The following is a 22,831-nucleotide window of genomic DNA, read 5'->3' as shown; positions in this document are numbered from 1 at the left end:
GGAAGATGGTGATGAAAAACGGTATTTTAGCCCTGGTGTTGGGCAGCCTCGCCTTCGCCGCCCTGGCGGATGACAGCACGGCGGATCTGGTTAAACGCGGTGAATATCTGGCGCGCGCGGGCGACTGTGTAGCCTGCCACAGCAGTGAAGGCGGCAAGCCCTTTGCAGGGGGATTGCCGATGACCACGCCGATTGGCACGATCTACTCCACCAATATCACGCCGGATAAATCGACCGGTATTGGTGACTACAGCTACGACGACTTTCAGAAAGCCGTGCGGCACGGTATCGCGAAAAACGGCGATACGCTCTATCCCGCTATGCCTTATCCGTCTTATGCCGTGGTCAGCGATGAAGACATGCAGGCGCTGTATGCCTACTTCATGCACGGAGTTGCCCCGGTCAGTCAGGCCAACAAAGAGAGTGATATTCCCTGGCCCCTGTCAATGCGCTGGCCGCTGGCGATCTGGCGCAACCTGTTTGCACCGGATGTAAAGGCGTTCCAGCCTGCAGAGCAGGAGGATGCGACGCTGGCGCGCGGCCGTTACCTGGTAGAAGGTCTGGGCCACTGCGGTGCCTGCCATACGCCGCGTAGTTTTACCCTGCAGGAAAAGGCGTTAACCAATGCCGGGGGAACGGATTATCTGGCGGGCAGCAGTGCGCCGGTTGACGGCTGGACCGCAAGCAATCTGCGCGGAGATAACCGCGATGGCCTGGGCCGCTGGAGTGAAGATGACCTGCGCCAGTTCCTGCGCTATGGGCGTAACGACCACACGGCGGCATTTGGCGGCATGGTGGACGTTGTCGACCACAGCCTGCAGCACCTGACGGATGAAGACATCACGGCCATCGCCCGCTATCTGAAGTCGCTGGGTGCCAAAGATCCGCATCAGGTGGCGTTTAGCGTGGATGACGCGACGGCCAAAGCCTTATGGAAGGGCGACGACAGTCAGACGGGCGCCGCGACCTATGTGGACAGCTGCGCAGCCTGCCATAAAACCGATGGCAGAGGCTATAAACGCTTCTATCCTGCGCTGCGGGGCAATCCTGTGGTGATGGCAGACGATCCGACCTCGCTGATTCACATCGTGCTGGTTGGTGGCGAACTGCGTGGAGTAAAAGGCGCGCCTTCAACCATCACTATGCCGGCATTTGGCTGGCGTCTGAACGATCAGCAGGTCGCGGACGTGGTGAACTTTATTCGTCGCAGCTGGGGCAACAAGGCGGCGGATAACGTGACGGCGAAGCAGGTGGCTGCGCTGCGTGAAGAGGTCAAAGATCGTCAGGGCAATGCAGATATCAAGGTGTTAGAAGGGAAGTAGACCTCAGTGTTTCAGCCTTCCCCGCAGGGGGAAGGCTGAATGTTCAGATATGTTCCAGCCTGATACCGCGCGTCTTAGGCCCGAAAACGCCCACCGACAGCATCACCATCAGCATACTCAGCACGATAAACGCGATAACGCCATGCGTGCCGGCGTACTGCAAAATCACACCGATCAAAAGACTGCTGAATGCGGTTGATAACCGGCTGAACGAGTAGCAGAAACCCACCGCCCGTGCGCGGATGTGCGTGGGGAAAATCTCGGTCTGATAGGCATGATAGCTGCAGGTCAGCCAGGCATTCGAGAAGGTGATCAGGAAACCGCAAATAATCAGCAGTACCGGGTTGGTTTGCAGGGCAAACAGCGTACCGAATACCACCGTCATGAGCGAAGAGAGAACGATTTGCCATTTGTTTTCGAGCTGGCTGGTAAAACTGCCACAAATCAGCGATCCAATCGGGTAGGCAAGCGTGATAAAAAACGCATACAGCAGGCTGTGGGTGATCGACGTTCCCTGACCGGACAGCAATGCCGGCAGCCAGTTACCAAAACCATAAAAACCAATCGCCTGAAAGAAGTTCATGACCACCAACATAAGCGTGCGCTTGCGATAGCGGGCTGACCAGATCTCCCGAAAGCGGCTCTTCTCCGGTTTCTTGTCTGAGACGGACGGCTTCGTCAACGGCAGGCCCGGGGCGATGCCGCACCGTTTTTCCATTTTCGCCATCACCTGATGGGCCTCATCGACGCGCCCCTGCTGCACCAGCCAGCGAGCGGACTCTGGCAGGTTTTTGCGCACAAACCAGATCACCAGTGAACAGACCGCACCGGCAATCACCACCCAGCGCCAGCCTTCCAGCCCAAGGATATTTTGCGGCATCAGCCACCACGACATGAGCGCGACGGCAGGCACCGACAGGAACTGGATAAAAAATGAAAAGGCAAAAGCCCGGTTACGCAGGTGAGTGGGCACCCATTCACTCAAATAAGTATCAATGGTGACCAATTCTACGCCCAGCCCAATCCCCACCAGAAAGCGGCACAGGATCACCATCTCCGCGCTGTGCTGAAAAGCCATGAGCAGTGAAAATACGCCGTACCAGGCCAGGGCACAGATAAAGGTCAGTCGACGACCAAAGCGGTCGGCAAGGGGCGTGAGCAGGCTGGCGCCAACAAACAGCCCCAGGAAGGTAGCGGAAGCAAACGCAGCCTGATCGGTAATGCCCAGTATCCCGGCACTGCCCGCGTGAAAGATACCGGCCGCCAGCAAGCCAGTGCTGATATACCCGGTTTCAAACAGATCGTAAAGCTCAAAGAACCCGCCCAGCGCCAGCAGCGAGATAAAGCGCCATAAACCGACAGAAGAAGGTAGCGCATCAATGCGCTCAGCTAAGCTGGTGTTGGCCGACGATGCCGCCGTCGGTGCTATCCCTGTGATGAAGGCTGGTGTCATGTAAGGTGAACCTCATGTCAGGATGATTGCCATTCCCGCTACAGGCCGTGATGTGTTTTGAAAGCGTTGCCCATTCGCGAGCCGTGAAGCAGCAGAATAATCAATTACCTGATTCTTGCCGACAGGAATAGTGATGAATTTTTAGCAACGCATATTGCAGTATTGACTGGGACGGTTTTTAGGGCAGAACGGCAGGCGGCCGAGGTAAAGGCACAAGAGCCGGTCAGGGCACAAAGGCGCGGTCAGCCGTCACCACGATTGGCGGGCCGGTAAAGGCCAGGCACTCACAGGCTGACGCCGCGCCGCACAGAGTCTGTTTCCCGCTCAGGCCTGATCACCCGAGCGGGAATCCGTTTTAGACGCCAGACAGGCGGAAAGCAGAAACGGAGTGGGTCAGGTGCTGAGCCTGCTCTTCCAGCGAAGCAGCCGCGGCGGCCGACTCCTGGACCAGCGCGGCGTTTTGCTGCGTCACACCATCCATCTCAGTGACCGCCTTTTCAATCTGGCTGATACCGTGATGCTGCTCATCGGACGCGGTTGAAATGTGGTCCATCAGCTCGTTCACCCGGCTCACCGAGGAAATAATCGCATTCATCGCCTCGCCCGTGCGGCTGACCTGATCAGAACCCACGCGAATCGTCGCGACCGATTCGGCAATCAGCCCTTCAATTTCTTTCGCCGCCACGGCGCTGCGTTGCGCGAGATTACGCACTTCACCGGCGACAACGGCAAAACCCCGGCCTTGCTCACCGGCGCGCGCCGCTTCGACGGCGGCGTTCAGCGCCAGAATATTGGTTTGAAAAGCAATGCTGTTAATAACGCTGGTAATATCCTCGATCTTCTTCGAACTTTCATTAATTTTGGCCATTGAAACGATAACCTGCTGAGAAACCTTCTCGCCGGTTTCTGCGTTCTGTACCGCTTCGTTAGCCAGACGGCAGGCTTCAAACACGTTGTCCGTGTTCTGTTTAACGGTTGCCCCTAACTGCTCCATGCTGGCCGCCGTTTCCGTTAGCGCCGCAGCTTGCTGCTCGGTACGGGACGCCAGATCGATATTACCGCTGGCAATTTCCTGTGAAGCACAGGACACCGCGTGGGTTGAGTGGCGCACCCGGATAATAATGTCCGTCAGAGACGTCCGCATTTGCTCCATCGAGCTCATCAGTTGCTGAATTTCGCTCTTCGAGCCGATTTTGACCGGCACCGGGTGATCGAGCACGCCTGCCGCAATCTCGCTGCAGTGCGCTTTTGCGTTATTGAGCGGCGATAAGATATAGCGTCTGACAAAGATCAGTATCGCAATGATGATGGCCAGGAATAACAAGCCAAACACGATGAGCAGCGTGATCCCGGATGAAAAGTTGCCCTGGGCGTCAGTATTCAGTTTCTTCGCATAAGCCTCGTGTTGGGCCAGCACCTGATCCAGGACGATTTCATACTGCCGGTCGAGGCGGACTACGTTGGCAATTTGATTTTTAAAGCGCTGCTGATCGCGGGCTTCGGCCGCTTCAATCAAGGGTTGAATTCCCTGATCGCGATAAGCCAGATAGGCCTGACGATAGCGGTCTGCATCGGCCTCTTCACCCGGAATGCGTGGCGCACTCAGATAAGCCTGAAAGGCAGCATCGGCTTTAGCCGCGACGCTTTTCACGCTGTCCAGAGAATAGCCGCCCTGCGGGCCGTCGTTCTCAATTTCTTTCATGTATTCCATCAGCCGGACGCGTAACGTTCGGCTGTGGTTGATAGGATCGATAACTGATAACACTACGCGGATTTCTTTATTAACCGCATTTAACGACGCGTTGCTCCGGGCCAGTAACCAGATGCTGACCGATATGCTGATAAGAAAAAGAATTAACAGGAACGACAAAACCAGTAGTGAAGATTTTTTTAACGACATTACGCAGTCCTGAATAGGGGATTATGGACTGATATATCGGCATCAGGAGGGTAAATATTTAGTGGGAACGTGCTGAAATTAATAAACAATAAGGTGGGTAAAAGATGAGCGAAATAATGAACCAGATGATTCAATATTATTACCTGATGATCTTTTCTGCCGGTTCGGTTATTTCGCCCTTTACGTTAGATAACCTGAGTTTTAGGGCCAGACAGATTTAACAAAGCCCGAACGATCGGCGCGTGCACAGGATGACTGCTGGCGATAAACAGCACGGCGCAAGAGGTGATGTATCGTAACGCGTTATAAACTGGCCTTTTATTTCATCATTCGACGGTCATGCTTTGTTATTATTGCCATGACAATAATATCTGACAGGAAATCACGCTTTTATTGTTGTCAGGTCTGGTCCTGTTTTATTTGTAAAATCAACAGAGAAAAGGCTGACCTACGTCAGGTAAATAATCCGAATGATGAATCTTTATCCGGTTATCGTCGTCAACCCTGACCTGTCGTCTACACTTATTACATCGTTATAAGGAAGTCTCTACTCACCGGTATCGAGGTAATAATGCAAGTATGTCCCTATTTGTTTCTCTATGGTCGCTGTGAAGAAGCGATAGAATTCTATTTGCAGGCAACGGGTGGAAAACTGCTGCAAAAAATGACGTTTGGCGATATGCCGGAGCAGGGTGAACAGGTGGGCGATCGGTCCGCTCCGCCGTTGCCCCCTGAGAAAATTATGCATGCGCACCTCCGCATTGGTCAGGGTGAGCTGATGATGAGTGATGGCAATCCCCATCAGCCTCCGGCCTCAGAACACGCGGGCTATGCCGTGAGTCTGGCAACCAATGATGCAGAGCAGGGTAAGGCATGGTTTGAAAAGCTGTCTGCAGGCGGGAAAGTCACTACGCAATGGCAGGAGACGTTCTGGTCTAACGGCTTCGCCATGTTTATCGATAAATTCAATATTCCATGGCGCATCAACGTGGTAAAACCCGACGCGTAATACGCTGCAGTCTGTAAAGACGCGAGGCCTTCCTCATGGGAAGGCCTCAACGTTTGCCGCCACCTCTTTTCGCGGTGCAACAGCAATCAGAAGTTATAGCCAGCGACCAGGTAGTAACCCCAGCCTGTGGACTTGATTTCAGACGCGCTTTCACCAAATCCTAACTCCTGACCCGCTCCCCACTGACCGCCGTTATGAAAATAACGGGCGACGGCCGAGAAGTGCCAGTGATCGTAACCCAGCGACAGGATATGGCTGGAGGCGATTGAATTGCTGGTGCGAATCGGGCCACTCTTTTCGCGTAAGTCTGAACCCCAGTCGAAGTTGGTAAAGCCTACGTAGCCAAGGTTACCGCCCCACAGGGTGGTGATTGGCACAAAATATTTCACTTTGAAGCGATAGCCATCCCAGCTGTTTTCATTCGCTGCACCGTAGTTTTCCCACTGGTATTTGGCATAGACGTTAAGCGACAGACCGATATCGCTGTGCGTATCAATGTCGGTGCCCAAGCCCATATACCAGGTATTCTGACGGTTGGCGCTGTTGCGGCCCATATCGTAGATATAGTTGTTCGCGAAATACCACTCTTTAAACGGACCAAAGGCCAGGCTGGTACCGGTCAGTTTATCAATGGAGAAACGCGGTTCAATTTCCATGAACAGCGGCGAACCGTGGTCGAAAATGCCGTTAGCATTGCTGTTGCCCACGCCAAAGAAGTTCGGCAGATCAACGTAGCCGTAAAAATCAAACCAGTCTTTTTTCGCAAACGCTTCATATTCCAGATAGACGTCATTATTGAACTGCGGTCCGAAGCGAGTGTGGTAACTGCCCACCACGTTTACGCTCTGATGCCACCAGTCGGAAACGTACTGAGGAGCATTGTCAGCAGCCTGCACTGCACCGTTTAAGGAACCTGCCAGCAGGGCGCCTGCCATTAACGTTTTAAATTTCATTATATTTTGACCACTGGTTTTTATGCGCAAGACAATCGTTTGCGCGCTGTTTGGAAATCAATCCCAAAGGTTGGGCAGTAATGTACTCAGGCCGCCTGTTTTAGTTAGCGTAGCGTGCCTGTAACAGAGAGATAGAAAATAGCTTTTGGTCACATTTGTCAAAATGTGTTGCATAACAATTCATCAATATTGTGATGCTTGTCACAATATTGTCTCAGGCGAACGGAACCAGGCAACCGTTTACGTTGTCTGGTTCCGAATCAAACAGCGAGGATCAGGGAAAAGTGACGCGGACCTGAAAACCGCAACGCACACCGTGCGGATTCAGGCAATTGGACAGGGCAACGCGGATATGATGTTTGTGCGCCACGCTTCGTACAATAGACAAGCCTAACCCGCTCCCCTGGGCTTTAACATCCGGGGCGCGGGCAAAGCGATCAAACGCGCGTTCAATAAACGACTCCGGCATGCCAGGGCCGTTATCGACGATATCTACCACGGTTTGCCCGTCAACACGGTGCAGCAGGACATCCACCAGGCTGCCTTCAGGCGTATGAAGCATGGCATTGCCAATCAGGTTATCAAACAGGCTTCGCAGCTCCGATCGTCCGGCCTGCAACTGGTAGTGCGTGGTGCCGCTAAAGCCAATGTCGATACCGCGTTTATCTGCCACCACCATGAGCTGCTCAATGCTCTCTTTCAGCACATCTTCCAGCGCGATAGTTTCGAGGCTGGCGACAACCGACTGATCTTCCCAGCGTGACATATTCAGCAATTGGGTCACCAGATGGCGGGTGCGGGTCACGCCCGATTCCAGTTGTGCAAACTGACGGCTGGCCTCGCCAGGCTGAATATGCTGCCGCAGGTTCTCCAACTGCAACGTAACCGCCGTGACCGGCGTCCGCAATTCGTGAGCGGCATCTTCCATAAACTGGCGCTGTGAAGACCAGGCCGCACGAAGTTTATCCAGCAGCGAATTATAGGCGGCGACCAGCGGCTGAATTTCATCAGGCAGGCTTCCCGGTGAAACGCTGTGTGGGTGATGGGCATCCTGCGCGGCAATCTCCCGGGAGGCAACGCGCAAATCCCGGGTGATTTTGCGCACGACCAGCCAGATAACCAGTAATGACAGCGGCATCATTAAAATCAGCGGAATAATCGCCGACAGCGCCCGCCTCACCATCATTTCTTTCATGTAGCTGAGATTGAGCATCACCTGAATGGTCTTTATCTCGCTGCCGGGCTGGCCGGAGCGGGTATAAATTCGCCATTCGCAGTCGTGGCAGCCGCCGATCTGCACATCTTTGTAGCCGTTTTCGGCCTGTAACGGCGCGTGCAACTCAGGCCAGGAGCTGGAGCGTAGCTGACCTTTGGCATCCCATAGCTGAATGACGAAGGCGCTTTTGATCTTGTGCGCTGGCGCAATAAGCGGCATCAGTGGAGGGATTTCGCGATTCACTGACCAGGCATCGGCCAGCTTGGCGAGCTGCTCATCCTTGATGACGCCCACCATTTCACCGTAGCAGCTAAAGAAATACCAGGCCACGCCGCCAATCATCAGCAAATGAATGACCAGTAACGTACTGAGTAATTTATTACGTAACGATCGCATAAAGATTTTCATATTGCCGGTACTCGCCAACCCAGTCCGCGCACGTTGCGGATCACATCATTATCCAGCTTGCGCCGCATGCCGTGGATTAATACGTCTACCGCATTGCTGCTGACTTCTTCGCCCCAGCCATAGATGCGGTTCTCTAACTGCTCGCGTGACAGGATGGCACCGGGCCGCTCCAGCAGCGCATAGAGCAGGGCATATTCCCGGGCGGTTAACTGCTCACGTTGCCCTTTGTACAGGACTTCGCGCGTCAGCATATCCAGTTGAACATCCCCGCTGCCCAGCACCGAATCGGCGGAACCGTGATGGCGCCGGGTAATCGCACGCATGCGGGCCATGACCTCCTGAAGATCAAAAGGCTTAAGCAGGTAGTCATCCGCACCATAATCCAGGCCCTGTACGCGCTGAGCGACCGTATCGCGGGCGGTAAGGATCAAGACCGGTGTGGCATCCCCGCGCCCGCGTGCCCGTCTCAGCACCTGCAATCCATCGTCCCGGGGTAAGCCAAGATCAAGCAGGACGCAGCTGTAGCCGCCTTCGCTCCAGGCGTTTTGCGCATACACGCCATCGCGTACCCAGTCAACTGACCAGCCTGCCGCTTCCAGCGCCTGCTGCAAATTCGCGCCGATCATTTCATCATCTTCGACCAACAAAACGCGCATGGATGATGCCCTCCCGAAAAATGGCAACAGTGTAGCGCTGGATTATTAGCGCAGAATTATTGGGGCGCTCAGCCTGCTAAAAGGCCGGGGCGCGCCGGATGCCTGTACCTAAAGAGGCGATTTTACCGCTTTGCTAATTCTGCGCTAATTTTTCGCTAATTAAGGGATAAATTTAACGCGCTACAGTGTGTTCCCTGCACATCTGCTTTAACCAGGAGAACACCATGAATCAGCGCGAGTTTATTCGTAGTTTGCTGGAATGGATAGAAAGCAATTTAGGACACGATCTGCATCTGGACGAAGTTGCTCGCCGCGCGGGCTATTCCCGTTGGCACCTGCAACGGTTATTTCGCCAGCATACCGGCTTCTCACTGGCCGAGTATATCCGTCAGCGCCGTCTGACCGAGTCGGCCCTGACGCTGCTTAACAGCAACGAAGCGATTTTACAGGTGGCGATGAGCTATGGGTTTGATACCCAACAGGCCTACACACGAACGTTTAAAAACTATTTTATGGTGACGCCGGGTCAACTGCGCCGTCAGCGCCGGGTAGAGCCAGATCGTTTATTATTCCCTTATGCCATGGCAAGTTAGTCTCTGTATGGACATTCCCATCCGCGAACTTGTGGGAATGTCCATGCATCGTCAGGGCTGCCTCGCGTCCTTTTTCCTGCTCCCACGCTGTCCGCTTTCCTTCCGTTGCTTTATTCTGACTGCCTGAGGCACGGCGTCGTGGCTGTGCAATAACCTTCAGCAGGCCGATTTGTCCCAGGAACCCGATGACTAACAGCGATAACCTGATCGCCATGATGTTGTTTGCGCGCGTGGTGGAACTCAAAAGCTTTACGGAAGCCGCACGCGTACTCGGCGTGTCAAAGTCCCACATCAGCCGGGAAATTGCCGGGCTGGAACAGCGGCTGGGCATTCGGCTGCTCCAGCGTACGACTCGCCGGATGACGCTGACGGAACTCGGCCAGGCTTACTATCCATTTTGCGTGCGTATGCTGGACGAAATGCACCGGGCCGAAGATTTTGTGCAGCAGGCTCACCAAAATCCTGCCGGTAATGTCCGCTTACAGGCGCCCGTCACCTATGGCTGCCAGTGCATCGTGCCGCTGCTGAATCGGTTTCTGCGCGGTCATCTGCACATCAATGTCGATCTCAGCCTTACGGATAACAACGATGAGACCCTTGGCGACGGGGTAGACATCGCGATAGTTATCCGTGCTCATGCGCCCCGCCAGGGCAACTTTCGTGTTTTGAGCGACATCCACTGGGGCCTGTACGCCGCCCCTGACTACCTGGCGCAGCATCCTGCCATTTCGCATCCGCGCCTGTTACCCCGCCATGATCTCTTGATGTTTCACGGCCCGGCGCACACGGCGGCACTGCCTTTTCGTCGCGATAAGCTGCGTCTGGCGGTAGACGTGCGTAGCCGCTTTCGGGCCAATAACAGTATGGCGCTGCTGAACGCTGCACTGGCGGGCAACGGCATCGCCTATCTGCCTTCCTATATGGTGCAGGAGGCGCTGACGCAGGGGCAAATTGTCCAGGTGCTGCCGGAGTGGCAGATGGATCGCTTACAGAGCTACCTGCTGAGGCATCAGGACATCGCATCGGCCTCTCCCATCAACCTGCTGTGCGATACGCTGATCGACCAACTGGGTGCGCGCTGATTGTTGCAGTACAGCAACAAAACAGGCCAGTCAGCAAATATCGCGCGCCGACTGTTGTTGTCTCGTCACCATTGTTAGCCTGAGTCCCTAAACACGATGGGGATATCGCATGGAAATCACGTCTGAGGCACCTGTATTCCACCACTGGAAACGTAACTTATGGGTTTGCGTCTTTGGCTCGTTTACGACCCTGGTCGCCATGACCTTGCTGCTGCCTTTTTTACCCTTGTATGTTCAACAGCTGGGCGTACAGCACCCGGCGGCCATTGCGCGCTGGTCCGGCGTGGCCTATGGCGCAACCTTTCTCAGCGCCGCGTTAACCGCGCCGCTGTGGGGCAGGCTGGGCGATCGCTACGGCCGTAAGCTGATGCTGATCCGGGCGAGCCTGGGAATGGCCCTCGCCATGGCACTGATCGGCATGGCAACCGCTGTGTGGCAGCTGGTGGCGCTACGTTTACTGGCGGGATTACTCGGGGGCTATTCTTCCGGCTCCACCATTCTGATTGCTGCGCAAACCCCTAAAGCGCATACCGGATGGGCGTTAGGCGTGCTGGCATCCGGCATGATGGCCGGTAATGTTATAGGCCCCTTACTGGGCGGTGTACTCCCGCCGCTGATCGGCATTCGGGCTACGTTCTGGCTGACGGGGGCGGTCATTTTTGTGGCATTCCTGGCGACCACCTTTTTGCTGAAGGAGCCAGCCGTGGCGCGTAAGAAGGTGCAGAGCGTTTGTCCTCAGCCGGGCGAGGCTGCTGCTCCCTTTGACCGGGCGATAGTCAGGCTGATGTGGTTAACGGCCATGCTGCTGGTGTTTGCCAATATGTCGATAGAGCCTGTCATCACGCTGTATATCGGCCAGTTTTTACATCAGGAGCATGCCATCACCCTGATGTCCGGCCTGGTGATGGCCGCGGCCGCGCTGGGCAGTATTCTTTCAGCACCCTTTGTCGGCAAGCTGGCCGACCGCGTGGGGCACTGGCGGGTCCTGAGCGCTGGCCTGTTTGGCTGCGCGCTGTTACTGATCCCTCAGGCTTTTATTACCGATGCCTGGCAGCTGCTGCCGTTACGTTTCCTGATGGGCATGTCGCTGGGCGGTCTGATGCCCTGCATTACCGCCATTATCCGTCACCACGTTCCCGCCGTGCAGGTGGGGCGCATGCTCGGCTATTCGACGTCGGCGCAGTATATCGGCCAGGTCAGTGGTCCCCTTTTTGGTGGGGTGATTGGTGGCGCGTGGGGAATGCGGCCAGTATTTCTGGCCACCTGCATGGTCATGGGGCTGTGCGCCTGGTTAAGCTGGCGCTCCCCACGCGCAAAAGCACAGGGCAGATAGCAGGCATAAAAAAAGGCGGACCGGAGTCCGCCTCTGTTCAGGTGTTAATTACTTCTGGTCGGGCAGCGCATAGGCAATCACGTAATCGCCCAGCTTGGTGCCGAATGAACCATGGCCACCGGCAGCAATCACAACGTATTGCTTGCCGTTAACTTCATAGGTCATTGGCGTTGCCTGACCACCGGCTGGCAGGCGCGCCTGCCACAAGAGTTCACCGGTGTCGGTGCTGTAAGCACGCAGGTAGTTATCAGCCGTTGCGCCAATAAAGAACACTTTGCCTGCGGTGGCAACCGGTCCGCCCAGCATTGGCATACCCATTTTAAAGGGCAGCGGTACAGGTGAGCTGTCACGAACGGTACCAATACGTTGTTTCCACACCACTTCGTTGGTTTTCAGGTCAACAGCAGAAACATAACCCCATGCAGGTTGTTTACACGGCAGACCAAAAGGTGACAGGAACGGATTCAGTTCAACGCCATACGGCACGCCGTACTGCGGCTGAATACCGGTTTCAGTACCTGAACCGCCCGTTGCGCCTTTTGGTGGCTCTTCCGGATTACCCGGACCGCGTGGGATCAGCTTAGACACGAACGGCAGCGCCATTGGGTTAGCAATCGCAATCTGACGATGCGGATCAACGGAAATGCCGCCCCATTCAAACATGCCCAGGTTACCCGGGAAGACCAGGGTGCCCTGCTCAGAAGGTGGCGTGAACGGACCTTCGTAGCGCAGACGTTTGAAAATCACGCGGCACACCAGTTGGTCATACATCGTCGCGCCCCACATGTCCTTATCCGTCAGGTTCTGTTTCGGACGGAAGGTCAGTTCAGAGTAAGGCTGTGTAGCTGAGACATGGTCGCCCTTAGCCGCGCCCTGCGGAACAGGGGTTTCCGGGGCCGGAACCACAGTTTTACCTGTGCGGCGATCCAGAACAAAGATGTTCCCGGTTTTGGCAGGGGCATAGATAACCGGCACGGTGTTACCGTCTTTATCGGTAATATCCGCCAGCGTCGGCTGCGAAGGCAGGTCCATATCCCACAGATCGTGATGCACAGTCTGATATGACCACACCAGCTTACCGGTCGTCGCGTTCAGCGCCAGCACGCTGCTGGCATAACGTTCCTGCTCAGGTGTGCGGTTGCCGCCCCAGATATCCGGCGTGGTCACCCCCATTGGCAGGTAAACGATATCCAGCTTCGGATCGTAAACCGCAGGTGCCCACGAGTTAGGGGAGTTCATGGTGAACGTGTGTTCATCCGCCGGAATCGCGTTAGGATCTTTCGCGCCCGGATCGAACACCCACAACAGCTTACCGGTGTTCACATCAAAGCCACGGATGGCGCCTGAAGGTTCACGGGTTGAAAAGTTATCGGTTACCGCGCCAGCCATCACAATGGTGGTGTCAGTAATCACTGGTGGCGAGGTTGGCTCATACATGCCTGGCGTTGTGACCGGCTGCTTGTGCTGCAGATCCAGCTCACCGTTGTTACCAAAGGCCGGGCAGCGTTCACCGGTTTCCGCATCCAGCGCGAACAAACGCCCGTCATTGACTGGCAGGTAGATACGACGCGAGCACAGCGCAGGCTGGGTATTGGACGCATCCTTCGCTGCAGGGAATTCGTGGTATGACACACCACGACAGGTCACGTGCTGGAAGGTTGGATTGGTTTTCAGGCCGGGATCAAACTTCCACTTTTGCTTGCCGGTGGCCGCATCCAGAGCAAATAAAATCTGATGTGGCGTGCAAAGATACAGCGTGTCGCGAATCTTGATTGGCGTCACTTCATCGGTAATTTCGCCCGGATCGCTTGGGCGTTTCATATCACCGGTCTGGAATTGCCAGGCAACCTGCAGTTCTTTCACATTGTCGTGGTTGATCTGCTTGAGCGGCGAGAAGCGCGTCCCTTGCTGATCGCGCGCATAGGCCGGCCAGTCGCCATCAGCAATATTGCTCAACGGCTGTGCCTGAGGCGCATTATCCGCTGTTGCCGGTAATGCACCGTTAACCACTTGCGGATCATTAAAGACGGAATAGGTTAACACCGCTGCACTGGCAACCAGCGCTACGCCCATGGCACCCAGTGCGCCTTTACCCGGCTGGTATAAGCCGCGATAGACAAAGGGCAACACCAGCCAGACGCCAAAGATCACCAGTACGTCGGTACGCGGTGCCAGTGCCCAGAAGTCGGTGCCGACTTCCCAAACGCCCCAGGCCAGCGTAGCCAGCAGTAAGAGCGCATAGACAACCAGGGCAGCGCTGTTACGTCGCCACAGCAGGAAAGCGGTAAGCAGCATGGCTGCACCGCCGATGATGTAGTACCAGGAACCACCGATCGTGGCCAGCCAGATACCACCAATTAACATGAACGCACCCGTTAGCACGGCGAACAGCACCGTTAAAAAACGGACCACGCTAAAGGATGAGGAGTTTTTCCCCATAATGTTGACCTCATTTCGTTGCCAGAAAACTCAGGAAAACAATCAGATAGATTGTTGTCAGTCATAAAGTACAAAAGATGAAAGGCATTCTTATTTCGCTCTTCCCTGAAGCGTGATGATCCATATCTGTTAAATGTTATAGCAAAATTGGTATGAGTTTTGATTTTTTTGGCTTAAAGCTCTTAACAACGCATCTAAGGCAATACTTTAGACGGTGTTAATGGGGCTTGCCGATATGATTCAATAGTGCCAGGAGATAAGAAAGGTTAAAGCGTAAAGGGAATGAGATCGCCAGACGCGCGTTGTAATTGCCAGCCGCTAATGTTAAGTGCCGCGAGTTGTTCTGCTGATAACGTTGGTTCGTAACCGCGCACGATAATCTCGGCGCCTTTCCCTTTTAATGACTCAAGAAAAAAAGGAAATGTAAATTTCCGATAGTTGTCATTAAAGAATGAATAACTTAAGACAATGGCGGAAAAAGGAAAGGATTCGACTAAATGCCAGTCTGCGCCAGGCGGTGCAAAATCAAAAAGCCAGAAACGATAAGCGTTAATTAATTCCAGTAATTTTTCCTGATGGGCCCTGAGGTTGCGATAATTAATACCAATACGCACCCGCGCATCCTGTAGGTGTAAATAACGTTCGGGATGCTGAATCCATTCTTTTAACTGTGCATCACACAGGGGGATAATGATTAATGCTTCTTCAGTTGCAAGATGGTTGTGCAATGAAATAATGTTGTCATCGTTAAGTATCCTTTTCGTCGGTTGTGTGCAGTCCGAATTCGGGAGGTGGTAACAAATACCGGCCACCTGACTCGTGACGTGATGAATAGGCTCAGTAATATAAGGGTTATATCCGCTATTTTTCATTATCTCATCGAAACTATTTAACGTTTGCTGTGAATTTTATTTTTTGCATAACGAGAGGGAAGTACGGCGATTAATATACGCGATTCTCCTGGCAACACACGTTTTTTATATATTAATCAGCACTTTTTTGTTATCCGTTATTTAAATTTATATGCACTCTAATGATAACGTTAAATGGTCTTTTCTGGCGTGACTACTCGTCGAAAGCGTTAATTCACCCTGCACGTTGTTTTGTAAAACGCGTAATAAACGTCATCTGATTATCAGCAGAAAGTGTCGTTCTGATGTCACAACGGCCGCTTCGTTTACTGCTTTATCTTATCCTGAGTTAAGTTATCAGCAGAGCAGGCGGTTTTTTTTAATAATCATCCGCACAGGTCAATCCTCATGGAAAACGCAGGCGGAAACGCCTTATGCCGCGCGACGCTTGCCCGCAGGGCAGGAGAAGTACAGGTGTGGAGGAATAAAAAAACCGGCCTGAGGCCGGTTTAAGTAGGGTACCAGTCGTCGAGCTATGTTTAACCTGATGGGCTCGGGGGAGTGAGCTATCAGGAGGGAACTAGTGCGTTCCCGTTTTTCCCAGGTTGGCGTCAAAACGTGTCCAGCTTTCGGTCAGATCGATGACGCTGCGGGTTTTGCGCGCTTCATCAATCTTAATGGCCGTCAGGCCGGCTTCCAGTGCGTCAACAACAGAAACTTTTAGCGGCGTTCCCTGCTTGACGTGCTTAACGATCTCTTCCGCCATTAAGGCATCGGCACCGTAATGACCGTCATAGGCGTTGCCGCTGTAGGCGGTTTCCACTTCTTTTTCGCCGGTGCGTGCGTTGTGCACGCGAAAATAGTTACGGACAAAATCGCCTTCAGCCATGCCGTCAGTGCCTATCACGCAGAACCGGCGGAATTCGTCCGGGACGTTGAGGTTAGCGTGAAAAGACAGCGTTGCGCCGCTGGCGTACTCAATCAGGGCGGTCTGGTAATCGACAATATCGGCATCGCTGCTAAACACCGCGTCGGTACTCGACCAGCCGCTGGGCTTAGTGTGATAAATCTCAGACTGCTCGGTGATCGCACCTTGTGGTGCATGCTGAGGCGTGAACGACTTGCGTCCGCCAAAGCTGGCTACCCGAAGGGGGCGCTCCTGCATTAATCCCTGGTAGAGATCGATGTCGTGACAGCATTTTTCCAGAATATAAGGACCGGCATACTTTTCGAGCCTGCGCCAGTCGCGCTGGAAGAACGCGCCATGATAAGGCTTGATATGTTCTGTCGCTTCAATAGAGGTGATTTCACCCAGGCGACGATCGTCACGTGCTGCCAGCAGATCGTGATAGAGCGGCGAGTAACGCAGCACCAGCCCTACCAGAATACGGTCTTCGCCATACTGCTGAACCAGTTTTGCCATCGCCATCGTTTGTTCTTCGTTAATCACGACAGGCTTTTCAGTAAACACAGTATAGCCTGCTGCCAGCGCCTGTGTGACATGCTCAAGATGCATAAAGTTAGGCGAGCCCACCAGCAGCAAATCAAAACCACCCTGTTGCAGCAGCGCCTCAACGGAATCGAACGCCTTGCCGGGATCGATGCCGAAACTGTGCAGATTCGGCAAACCGGCCGGTGCTGGATCGTAATAACCTACCAGCGAAAATTCGGTATCAGCCTTGTGAAACTCTTTAACGACATGAGAAAGACGAAAGCCGAGACCAATAATGCCTACTTTCATGGTAAACCCCTGATCCTGAATTCTGACAACGGTGAGTACGCCGCTGACGGGACGCAATGATGGAAAGACTGGCTACCAACTTATTACGACAGAAAAACTAATGTCAATAACGCGTTGTGTGATTTGCATACGTATTTTTAGGTATTTTATTGATTTTAAATAATAAATAGTTATTGTTTTTTGCCTATATTTATTTGTTATTGCGATTTAAGTTTTTTTCACCTATCGTTCGCAGATTACAGAATCGAGATGCGTTTACGGCGGGAGGAAGCGCGTGCAATCACACTATCTCCTTGGTATTGATGGCGGCGGTACGCAGTGTCGTGCGCGGTTGACCGACGCGAATGGCAACGTGCTGGCTCAGGCGGTGGGCGGCCCTGCCAACGTCTGGTCACAGTTTGATGCGGCTCTGAACTGCGTTGAGCAGCTCATGGCAGCCGTGCTGTCTCAGGCAGGGCTGACGCCACAGGCGCTGGCGCAGACCTCGCTGGTGGCAGGATTAGCCGGTGCGAATGTGGCCTCGGTTAAGGCGCGCCTGACGCAATGGCAGCCTGCCTGCGCGAGCGTGCAGGTGGTCAGCGATGTTGAGATTGCCTGCGCCGGCGCCCATGCGGCGGCACCCGGTGCGGTTTTTATTATTGGCACCGGTAGCCAGGGCGCAGCCTGGGATGGCGAGCGGTTTACGCTGCTGGGCGGCTGGGGATTCGCGCTGTCCGATCACGGCTCCGGCGCTGAGCTGGGGCGACGCGCGCTGCGGCTGGCATTACTGGCCCATGAAGCCATTGTTGACAGCACAGACTTTACCCACGGCCTGATGGCACAGTTTAACCACAGCCCGGAAACCATGTTGATGTGGACGCGAGAAGCGATGCCCGCCGACTGGGCGCGCGTGGTGCCTGATGTATTCGCCGCCGCGCACGCGGACGATCGTCATGCCGTGGATCTCCTGCAGCAGACTGCAAGCGATATTGGCTTAATGGTCAGCCGTCTCTCTACCATCAGTCAGGGATGCGTCGCCCTCATGGGCGGGCTGGCCACACCGATTCAGCCCTGGCTGAGCGCGGAGAGTCAGGCCCGGCTGGTCGCTGCGCAACACGATGCTCTGGACGGGGCATTAATGATGGCCCGGGCAAATCTGAGGACGCTATGATTGCTCCAAACGTTACCGCGCGCATTCTGAGACTGATCGTGGAACATGCGCCTGTCAGCCAGTCTGACCTCAAGGTCCGAAGCGGACTCAGCATGTCTACCGTCTCCCAGGCGACCAACCGACTGCTGGCGCAGGGCATCGTGCAGGAACTGGGGCTGCGCCGCGTATCAATGGGGCGGCCTAAAACCTTGCTGGGGCTGAATCCCGATCGCGCCAGCGTCATTGGCATTCAGCTTAACGCCGAACGTAACCTGATCGTAATGACCGACCTCAGCGGCAATCTGCTGGGAGAACAGCAGATGCCTTCCGGCGCCATCACGCCACGACAGCTGGGCGATGCGCTGGCTAAATTTCTACGCGGCGTGGAAGAAAAACAGGTTGGCGCGATTGGCCTGGCCTTATCCGGTTTAGTCGATGCCGAAAACGGCTACTGTATTCGTTCGAAAGTGCTCGACTGGGAGAATGTCCCTATCGCGCAGATGCTGGAAACACGCTTTTCCCTGCCGGTATTTATCGAAAACGATGCCAATGCGATGGCGATGGCCACCCTGGTGTTTGGCCAACTGGGCAACGCGCAGTCAGCGGTTATTGCGACTTACGGTAAAGGCATTGGCGCAGGCATTATTCTTAACCGCCGACTGTATCGCGGGCGACATGGCAAAGCGGGCGAGATCGGTAACGGCCTGGTCGGCGATGGCTCGCTGCGTCTGCTCGAGGATGTGGCCTCGTCCCGGGCAATCCTGCAACGTGTCCAGCAGGATGAAGCGGGCGGTCCGCTAACGTTGCAGGCGCTCGATCAGCGGCCCACGGCCGAGGTGCTGAGCGCACTGGAAGAGGCGGGACGTGAACTGGGAATTTCCCTGGCCAATCTGTCGGTGGCGTACGATCCTGACGTCGTGTTCCTGGCGATGGAACCGCACATGGCTTCACGTATTCTGCTGGACCACATTACCCAGAGCTTTCAGGCCTATCGTCTGAAGCTGACGCCACAGACGACACCGCTGCAGTTTCTGACAGAATCAAACCGCATGTGGGCGCTGGGCGCGGCAGGCTTTGCCGTGAATATGCTGCTCGATCTGCTGGCTGCCCAGGCGGATGAAGAACCCGTGACCTGACGGCGCCGCAGCGCCATCCTGTTTAACGCAGACGCTGCCCCTGCTCATCAAACAGCAGGCAGTGGTCTGCCGATAAACCCAGCCTGACCTCCACGCCTAAATCACGCCGTTGCGCCTCGCGCGCCTCAACAACCAGCATCTGTTCAATGCCTAAATCAAGGTAAAGATAATTGGTGTGGCCGAGCATTTCGGCAAAGGAGAGCGTGCCGCTGAACTGACGTTCGGCTGGCGTTTCCGCGGCGGGCTGCATGTGCTCGGGACGAATGCCCAGGGTGACGCGCTGGCCCTCGCGGCAGGGCGCCGCAATCTTTAGCACCAGCTGCGTTATCTTCAAATCCGGCACGCGTAACTGCACCTCACCCTGACCCGTGGCGGTGACTTCGGCTTGGAGGAAATTCATCTTCGGCGAGCCGATAAAACCGGCCACAAACAGGTTGTCTGGGTCGCTGTACAACGCTAACGGCGCGCCAACCTGTTCAATCCGTCCTTTGCGCAGCACCACGATACGATCGGCAAGCGTCATCGCCTCCGACTGATCGTGGGTCACATAAATCATGGTGTTGCCCAGCGAGGCGTGCAGGCGGGCAATCTCGATGCGCATTTGCAGACGCAGCTCGGCATCCAGGTTGGAGAGCGGCTCATCAAACAGGAAGATGCGCGGATGGCGAATAATGGCGCGGCCAATGGCCACGCGCTGACGCTGGCCCCCGGAAAGCGCCCGTGGCAGGCGATCCAGCAGTTCGGTCAGGTGCAAGCGCGCGGCGGTTTGTTCAATTGCCTGGGCTATCTCGGCTTTCGGCTTTTTCATCACCTCAAGCGGATAGGCCAGATTACCGCGCACCGTCATGTTGGGATAAAGCGCATAAGACTGAAACACCATGGCGATGCCGCGTTCGGTTGCGGGCTGACGGGTCATGTCTTTATCGTCAATCAGCAATGTGCCGTCAGTAATTTCTTCCAGCCCGGCGATCATCCGTAGCAGGGTAGATTTACCGCAGCCGGATGGCCCAACGAACACCACAAATTCGCCGCTGTTTACCCTGAGATCGACGCCGTGAATCACATCGATATGGTCATAGGACTTCTTAACGTTCTGTAAGCGCAGGCTGGTCATAAACTCTCTCACTTAAAGTAACTGGCCCATATATATGGCGTTGCTGCGCAGGATGTGGCTGAATCCCATGCGTTGATAGAACGCGCACACCTGTTCATTTTGCAGGCTGACGCCAAGGTGAACGCCTTTCACGCCGGCCTGGCGTAGCGCAGCCAGTTCCTGTGCAATCATCCTGCGGCCCCAGCCGCCTTGCTGCACCGGCGGCAGCAGATTGATATGTAAATGCGCGGGCCACTGTGTCACCAGCTGCGCATCGGCACGTTCAGGCTGACGGATGCTGTCGAGAATTTTGCTGTCATAGGGGGCGCTGGGCGTGCGGTCACGGTATTTTTCCTGAAGCTGAGGCCACCAGTGCTGCTCAAGCTGCGCTTCAAAGGCGCGGGTATCGGGCGTAGCGACAACATAGCCCATCACTTCGCCTTCCACGTCCAGCACAAAGGCAAAATCCGGTGCAAAGCGGGCGTAGGGCACCGCAAAGCGCTGTCCAGGATACTCGGGATCGGAATAGTGGTTACGGGCATCCTTACCGGCATTGGCGGTTTCCAGACAGATGCGGTAAAGCGCTGAATAGTCCGACTCGGTGGCCGGACGAATGACACCTTGATTCGCCATCGTCATCTCTCACAGGTCAGTAGTTGAACAACCTCACGGTAATGAAAGCTGACTTAGTTTTCAAGATGGAATAATTGCCCCGCTATCCTGAAGTCGCCTCCGCTCGGATCTTATTAGCTGACCAGGCCAGTCCCTGTGGGCTTCTGTCGCAGGCGGTGAACCGGCTGGCGGCAATCGTCAGAGAAAATAAAAAGTTAAAAATGTGAGCGTCATATGATTTTCATATTTTTTATCAGCAAGTTATTACGCCATTTTTAGGCTGGTTTATCGTGCTGGCCCGCGGCGAACGGACACCGATAACGCGCCAGATTTGTGCGGATTTCTCTCCACTTATGCTGAGCGTTGCCCTGTCAGCGTGTTTTTTTGCGCAGGCTCACAACCTGGCAATTCCCAAGGTGGGATGTTTGACTTTATTTTTTTATTAAAGTAACTATGAGTGAGAAGGTGATTTATGCGGCGACAGTCTGCGGGATTGCAGACCCTGTGAAGAAAGGATGCCCATCCTGTATTGGAGAAAGTGAGCATGATGTCTGATTCCTCAGTTCGTTCGTTCCGTTTTCGCACTTCGGTTCGTAGCCTGTTGGCGGCGGGCTTGCTGATGGGCAGCGTTGCGCATGCCGACAGCACCGTTACCCTGAATGAATGGGATATCTACAGTTATCCTCAGCAAACGGCGGCCGTCGATGAAGGTATTAAAGACTTTTCCCAGCAAAACCCCGGTATCGTTATCAACCGGTCCGTGCACTCCTTTGAAGACACGCGCATTCCTCTTAAGTTGGCCCTGACCGCAGGTGAAGGTCCGCAGATTGCCCAGGTGAATCAGGGCGGCGGCGATATGGGATCGCTGGTCAAAGACAAACTGCTGCTGCCGCTGGATAGCTATGCGGCCGAATACGGCTGGACCCAAAAATTCCCGGACTCCATTCTCAAGCGTAACCGCTGGTCTGACAGCGGCCAGTTTGGCAGCGGCAAGCTGTACGGCGTGGCCAGCCTCGGTGAAATGGTTGGCCTCTATTATAACAAGGCGCTGCTGGATAAGGCCGGTATTGCGGTACCGAAAACCCTGAGCGAGCTTGACGCCGCAATGGCAAAACTCAAGCAGCAGGGCACGCCGCCAATGATGCTGGGTTTATTAGACGGCAACATGGGGCAGCAGTTACTCAGTACGCTGTGGGAAGCGCAAATTGAAAGCAGCGACCGCAAAAAACTGGATGATTTGATTTACGACGTGGGCGGCACGTTCAAAGATGACAAGCTGAAAAAAGCGGCCACCATGATGAAAGGCTGGGCGGACAAAGGTTATCTGTTCCCGGGCTATCAGGGCATTGGTCATGATGATGCCGCCACGTTATTCCAGAACGGTCAGTCTGCGTTCCTGGTGAGCGGAACCTGGTATCTGGGCCAGTTTAAAGACAACAAAGATATTCACTTCACCGGGATGCCAGCCGGTGACGGCGTTAAGCAGCCGTTGATGGTCGGCGGAACCGATCTGGCCTTCTCGATGACCAGCATGGCGAAAACCAAAGCCCAGCAGGATGCCGCCGCCAAATTTATTAACTATATGGTGTCGGACAGCATGGCAAACCGCTGGCTGAACGTTGGCTTCCTGCCGGCCAGTACCAATAAAGACGCAAAAATCCCGGCGGATAATCCGCTGTTAGGCGAAGCCTGGCAGGTGTGGCTGAACCTGAATGCCTACGACGGTCTGGGCCATTATGTCGACTGGGCAACCCCGACCATGAACGCCGAACTGAATCAAAACGTTCAGCTGCTGCTGGCGGGCCGACAGACGGCTGAGCAGATGGTGATTAACTTCGATAACAACTATCAGCGTTACATGAAAACCCTGAAACACTAAGCCGGTTGCCCGGCAGCGAACCTGCC

18 protein-coding genes are annotated in these 22,831 nt (G+C 54.7%); 8 read left to right on the top strand and 10 right to left on the bottom strand.

All coding sequences use genetic code 11. The features are described from left to right. Positions 1 to 11: 11 nt before the first annotated feature. Entirely contained in the window at positions 12 to 1,322 is a 1,311-nt protein-coding gene (locus tag NXS97_RS11675; RefSeq protein ID WP_105077042.1) for a cytochrome c, read from the top strand. 43 nt (positions 1,323 to 1,365) lie between these two features. Here NXS97_RS11675 and NXS97_RS11670 read toward each other — a convergent pair whose 3' ends face one another. Both NXS97_RS11670 and NXS97_RS11665 read right to left on the bottom strand, forming a co-directional pair. Further along, a complete protein-coding gene (locus NXS97_RS11670) occupies positions 1,366 to 2,775 on the bottom strand; it encodes an MFS transporter (protein ID WP_013024203.1) in 1,410 nt (469 codons plus the stop codon). Between the two features lie 355 nt (positions 2,776 to 3,130). Beyond that, positions 3,131 to 4,675 carry a methyl-accepting chemotaxis protein gene (locus tag NXS97_RS11665; protein ID WP_014595085.1) on the bottom strand — a complete coding sequence of 515 codons (1,545 nt, stop codon included), beginning with the start codon at positions 4,673 to 4,675 and terminating at the stop codon, positions 3,131 to 3,133. Between the two features lie 571 nt (positions 4,676 to 5,246). Here NXS97_RS11665 and yjdN point away from each other — a divergent pair. After that, on the top strand, positions 5,247 to 5,684 hold the full coding sequence (gene yjdN / locus NXS97_RS11660) for a VOC family metalloprotein YjdN (RefSeq protein ID WP_022622130.1): 438 nt from the start codon (positions 5,247 to 5,249) through the stop codon (positions 5,682 to 5,684). A gap of 86 nt (positions 5,685 to 5,770) precedes the next feature. Here yjdN and NXS97_RS11655 read toward each other — a convergent pair whose 3' ends face one another. The 3 genes from NXS97_RS11655 to NXS97_RS11645 all read right to left on the bottom strand — a co-directional run bounded on the left by NXS97_RS11655 (position 5,771) and on the right by NXS97_RS11645 (position 8,917). Continuing rightward, a complete protein-coding gene (locus NXS97_RS11655; protein ID WP_014595086.1) occupies positions 5,771 to 6,637 on the bottom strand; it encodes a nucleoside-specific channel-forming protein Tsx in 867 nt (288 codons plus the stop codon). Positions 6,638 to 6,911: 274 nt separating this feature from the next. Continuing rightward, entirely contained in the window at positions 6,912 to 8,261 is a 1,350-nt protein-coding gene (locus NXS97_RS11650) for a HAMP domain-containing sensor histidine kinase (RefSeq protein WP_026020989.1), read from the bottom strand. Further along, positions 8,258 to 8,917 carry a response regulator gene (locus NXS97_RS11645; RefSeq protein WP_014595088.1) on the bottom strand — a complete coding sequence of 220 codons (660 nt, stop codon included), beginning with the start codon at positions 8,915 to 8,917 and terminating at the stop codon, positions 8,258 to 8,260. Before NXS97_RS11645 ends, NXS97_RS11650 begins: the two co-directional genes overlap by 4 nt. Before the next feature lie 224 nt (positions 8,918 to 9,141). Here NXS97_RS11645 and NXS97_RS11640 point away from each other — a divergent pair, with 224 nt between their 5' ends. From NXS97_RS11640 to NXS97_RS11630, 3 genes are all read left to right on the top strand, one after another. Further along, complete coding sequence (locus NXS97_RS11640; RefSeq protein ID WP_014606915.1) at positions 9,142 to 9,510, top strand: helix-turn-helix domain-containing protein; 369 nt, start codon at positions 9,142 to 9,144, stop codon at positions 9,508 to 9,510. Positions 9,511 to 9,695: 185 nt separating this feature from the next. Beyond that, entirely contained in the window at positions 9,696 to 10,592 is an 897-nt protein-coding gene (locus NXS97_RS11635) for a LysR family transcriptional regulator (protein WP_014595089.1), read from the top strand. Between the two features lie 109 nt (positions 10,593 to 10,701). After that, positions 10,702 to 11,925, top strand: coding sequence for an MFS transporter (locus NXS97_RS11630; protein ID WP_105077045.1), 1,224 nt, complete (start codon positions 10,702 to 10,704; stop codon positions 11,923 to 11,925). A 48-nt stretch (positions 11,926 to 11,973) separates the two neighbouring features. On the opposite strand, the gene NXS97_RS11625 is transcribed toward NXS97_RS11630, so the two are convergent. The 3 genes from NXS97_RS11625 to NXS97_RS11615 all read right to left on the bottom strand — a co-directional run bounded on the left by NXS97_RS11625 (position 11,974) and on the right by NXS97_RS11615 (position 16,956). Next, positions 11,974 to 14,364, bottom strand: coding sequence for a glucose/quinate/shikimate family membrane-bound PQQ-dependent dehydrogenase (locus NXS97_RS11625; protein WP_014606912.1), 2,391 nt, complete (start codon positions 14,362 to 14,364; stop codon positions 11,974 to 11,976). A 266-nt stretch (positions 14,365 to 14,630) separates the two neighbouring features. Continuing rightward, positions 14,631 to 15,236 carry a hypothetical protein gene (locus NXS97_RS11620; RefSeq protein ID WP_013024213.1) on the bottom strand — a complete coding sequence of 202 codons (606 nt, stop codon included), beginning with the start codon at positions 15,234 to 15,236 and terminating at the stop codon, positions 14,631 to 14,633. A gap of 559 nt (positions 15,237 to 15,795) precedes the next feature. Further along, entirely contained in the window at positions 15,796 to 16,956 is a 1,161-nt protein-coding gene (locus NXS97_RS11615; protein WP_014595093.1) for a Gfo/Idh/MocA family protein, read from the bottom strand. A 274-nt stretch (positions 16,957 to 17,230) separates the two neighbouring features. On the opposite strand from NXS97_RS11615, the gene NXS97_RS11610 reads away from it, so the two are divergent. After that, the gene (locus NXS97_RS11610) at positions 17,231 to 18,106 is read left to right on the top strand and encodes a BadF/BadG/BcrA/BcrD ATPase family protein (RefSeq protein WP_014606910.1); all 876 of its coding nucleotides are present in this window, start codon (positions 17,231 to 17,233) and stop codon (positions 18,104 to 18,106) included. After that, positions 18,103 to 19,221, top strand: coding sequence for an ROK family transcriptional regulator (locus NXS97_RS11605; protein WP_015701237.1), 1,119 nt, complete (start codon positions 18,103 to 18,105; stop codon positions 19,219 to 19,221). Before NXS97_RS11610 ends, NXS97_RS11605 begins: the two co-directional genes overlap by 4 nt. Positions 19,222 to 19,243: 22 nt before the next feature. Here the strand turns inward: NXS97_RS11605 and NXS97_RS11600 are convergent, their stop codons facing one another. Together NXS97_RS11600 and NXS97_RS11595 are read right to left on the bottom strand one after the other, a co-directional pair. After that, entirely contained in the window at positions 19,244 to 20,335 is a 1,092-nt protein-coding gene (locus tag NXS97_RS11600) for an ABC transporter ATP-binding protein (RefSeq protein WP_014606908.1), read from the bottom strand. A gap of 12 nt (positions 20,336 to 20,347) precedes the next feature. Then, positions 20,348 to 20,947 carry a GNAT family N-acetyltransferase gene (locus tag NXS97_RS11595; protein WP_041930951.1) on the bottom strand — a complete coding sequence of 200 codons (600 nt, stop codon included), beginning with the start codon at positions 20,945 to 20,947 and terminating at the stop codon, positions 20,348 to 20,350. Between the two features lie 526 nt (positions 20,948 to 21,473). Here NXS97_RS11595 and NXS97_RS11590 point away from each other — a divergent pair. Continuing rightward, entirely contained in the window at positions 21,474 to 22,805 is a 1,332-nt protein-coding gene (locus tag NXS97_RS11590; protein ID WP_033770543.1) for an extracellular solute-binding protein, read from the top strand. Positions 22,806 to 22,831 lie beyond the last annotated feature (26 nt).

It is taken from the genome of Pantoea sp. B623, from assembly GCF_024814475.1.
Taxonomy (GTDB): Bacteria; Pseudomonadota; Gammaproteobacteria; order Enterobacterales; family Enterobacteriaceae; genus Pantoea; species Pantoea ananatis.
The sequence above is the reverse complement of the archived record's forward strand: the minus strand, read 5'-3'. Positions and strand labels throughout refer to the sequence as shown.

Bases quoted from the DNA above. Each gene is read 5' to 3' on its own strand.
- NXS97_RS11675 (WP_105077042.1), top strand. From the start codon at position 12: ATGAAAAACGGTATTTTAGCCCTGGTGTTGGGCAGCCTCGCCTTCGCC.
- NXS97_RS11670 (WP_013024203.1), bottom strand. From the start codon at position 2,775: ATGACACCAGCCTTCATCACAGGGATAGCACCGACGGCGGCATCGTCG.
- NXS97_RS11665 (WP_014595085.1), bottom strand. From the start codon at position 4,675: ATGTCGTTAAAAAAATCTTCACTACTGGTTTTGTCGTTCCTGTTAATT.
- yjdN (WP_022622130.1), top strand. From the start codon at position 5,247: ATGCAAGTATGTCCCTATTTGTTTCTCTATGGTCGCTGTGAAGAAGCG.
- NXS97_RS11655 (WP_014595086.1), bottom strand. From the start codon at position 6,637: ATGAAATTTAAAACGTTAATGGCAGGCGCCCTGCTGGCAGGTTCCTTA.
- NXS97_RS11650 (WP_026020989.1), bottom strand. From the start codon at position 8,261: ATGAAAATCTTTATGCGATCGTTACGTAATAAATTACTCAGTACGTTA.
- NXS97_RS11645 (WP_014595088.1), bottom strand. From the start codon at position 8,917: ATGCGCGTTTTGTTGGTCGAAGATGATGAAATGATCGGCGCGAATTTG.
- NXS97_RS11640 (WP_014606915.1), top strand. From the start codon at position 9,142: ATGAATCAGCGCGAGTTTATTCGTAGTTTGCTGGAATGGATAGAAAGC.
- NXS97_RS11635 (WP_014595089.1), top strand. From the start codon at position 9,696: ATGACTAACAGCGATAACCTGATCGCCATGATGTTGTTTGCGCGCGTG.
- NXS97_RS11630 (WP_105077045.1), top strand. From the start codon at position 10,702: ATGGAAATCACGTCTGAGGCACCTGTATTCCACCACTGGAAACGTAAC.
- NXS97_RS11625 (WP_014606912.1), bottom strand. From the start codon at position 14,364: ATGGGGAAAAACTCCTCATCCTTTAGCGTGGTCCGTTTTTTAACGGTG.
- NXS97_RS11620 (WP_013024213.1), bottom strand. From the start codon at position 15,236: ATGAAAAATAGCGGATATAACCCTTATATTACTGAGCCTATTCATCAC.
- NXS97_RS11615 (WP_014595093.1), bottom strand. From the start codon at position 16,956: ATGAAAGTAGGCATTATTGGTCTCGGCTTTCGTCTTTCTCATGTCGTT.
- NXS97_RS11605 (WP_015701237.1), top strand. From the start codon at position 18,103: ATGATTGCTCCAAACGTTACCGCGCGCATTCTGAGACTGATCGTGGAA.
- NXS97_RS11600 (WP_014606908.1), bottom strand. From the start codon at position 20,335: ATGACCAGCCTGCGCTTACAGAACGTTAAGAAGTCCTATGACCATATC.
- NXS97_RS11595 (WP_041930951.1), bottom strand. From the start codon at position 20,947: ATGGCGAATCAAGGTGTCATTCGTCCGGCCACCGAGTCGGACTATTCA.
- NXS97_RS11590 (WP_033770543.1), top strand. From the start codon at position 21,474: ATGTCTGATTCCTCAGTTCGTTCGTTCCGTTTTCGCACTTCGGTTCGT.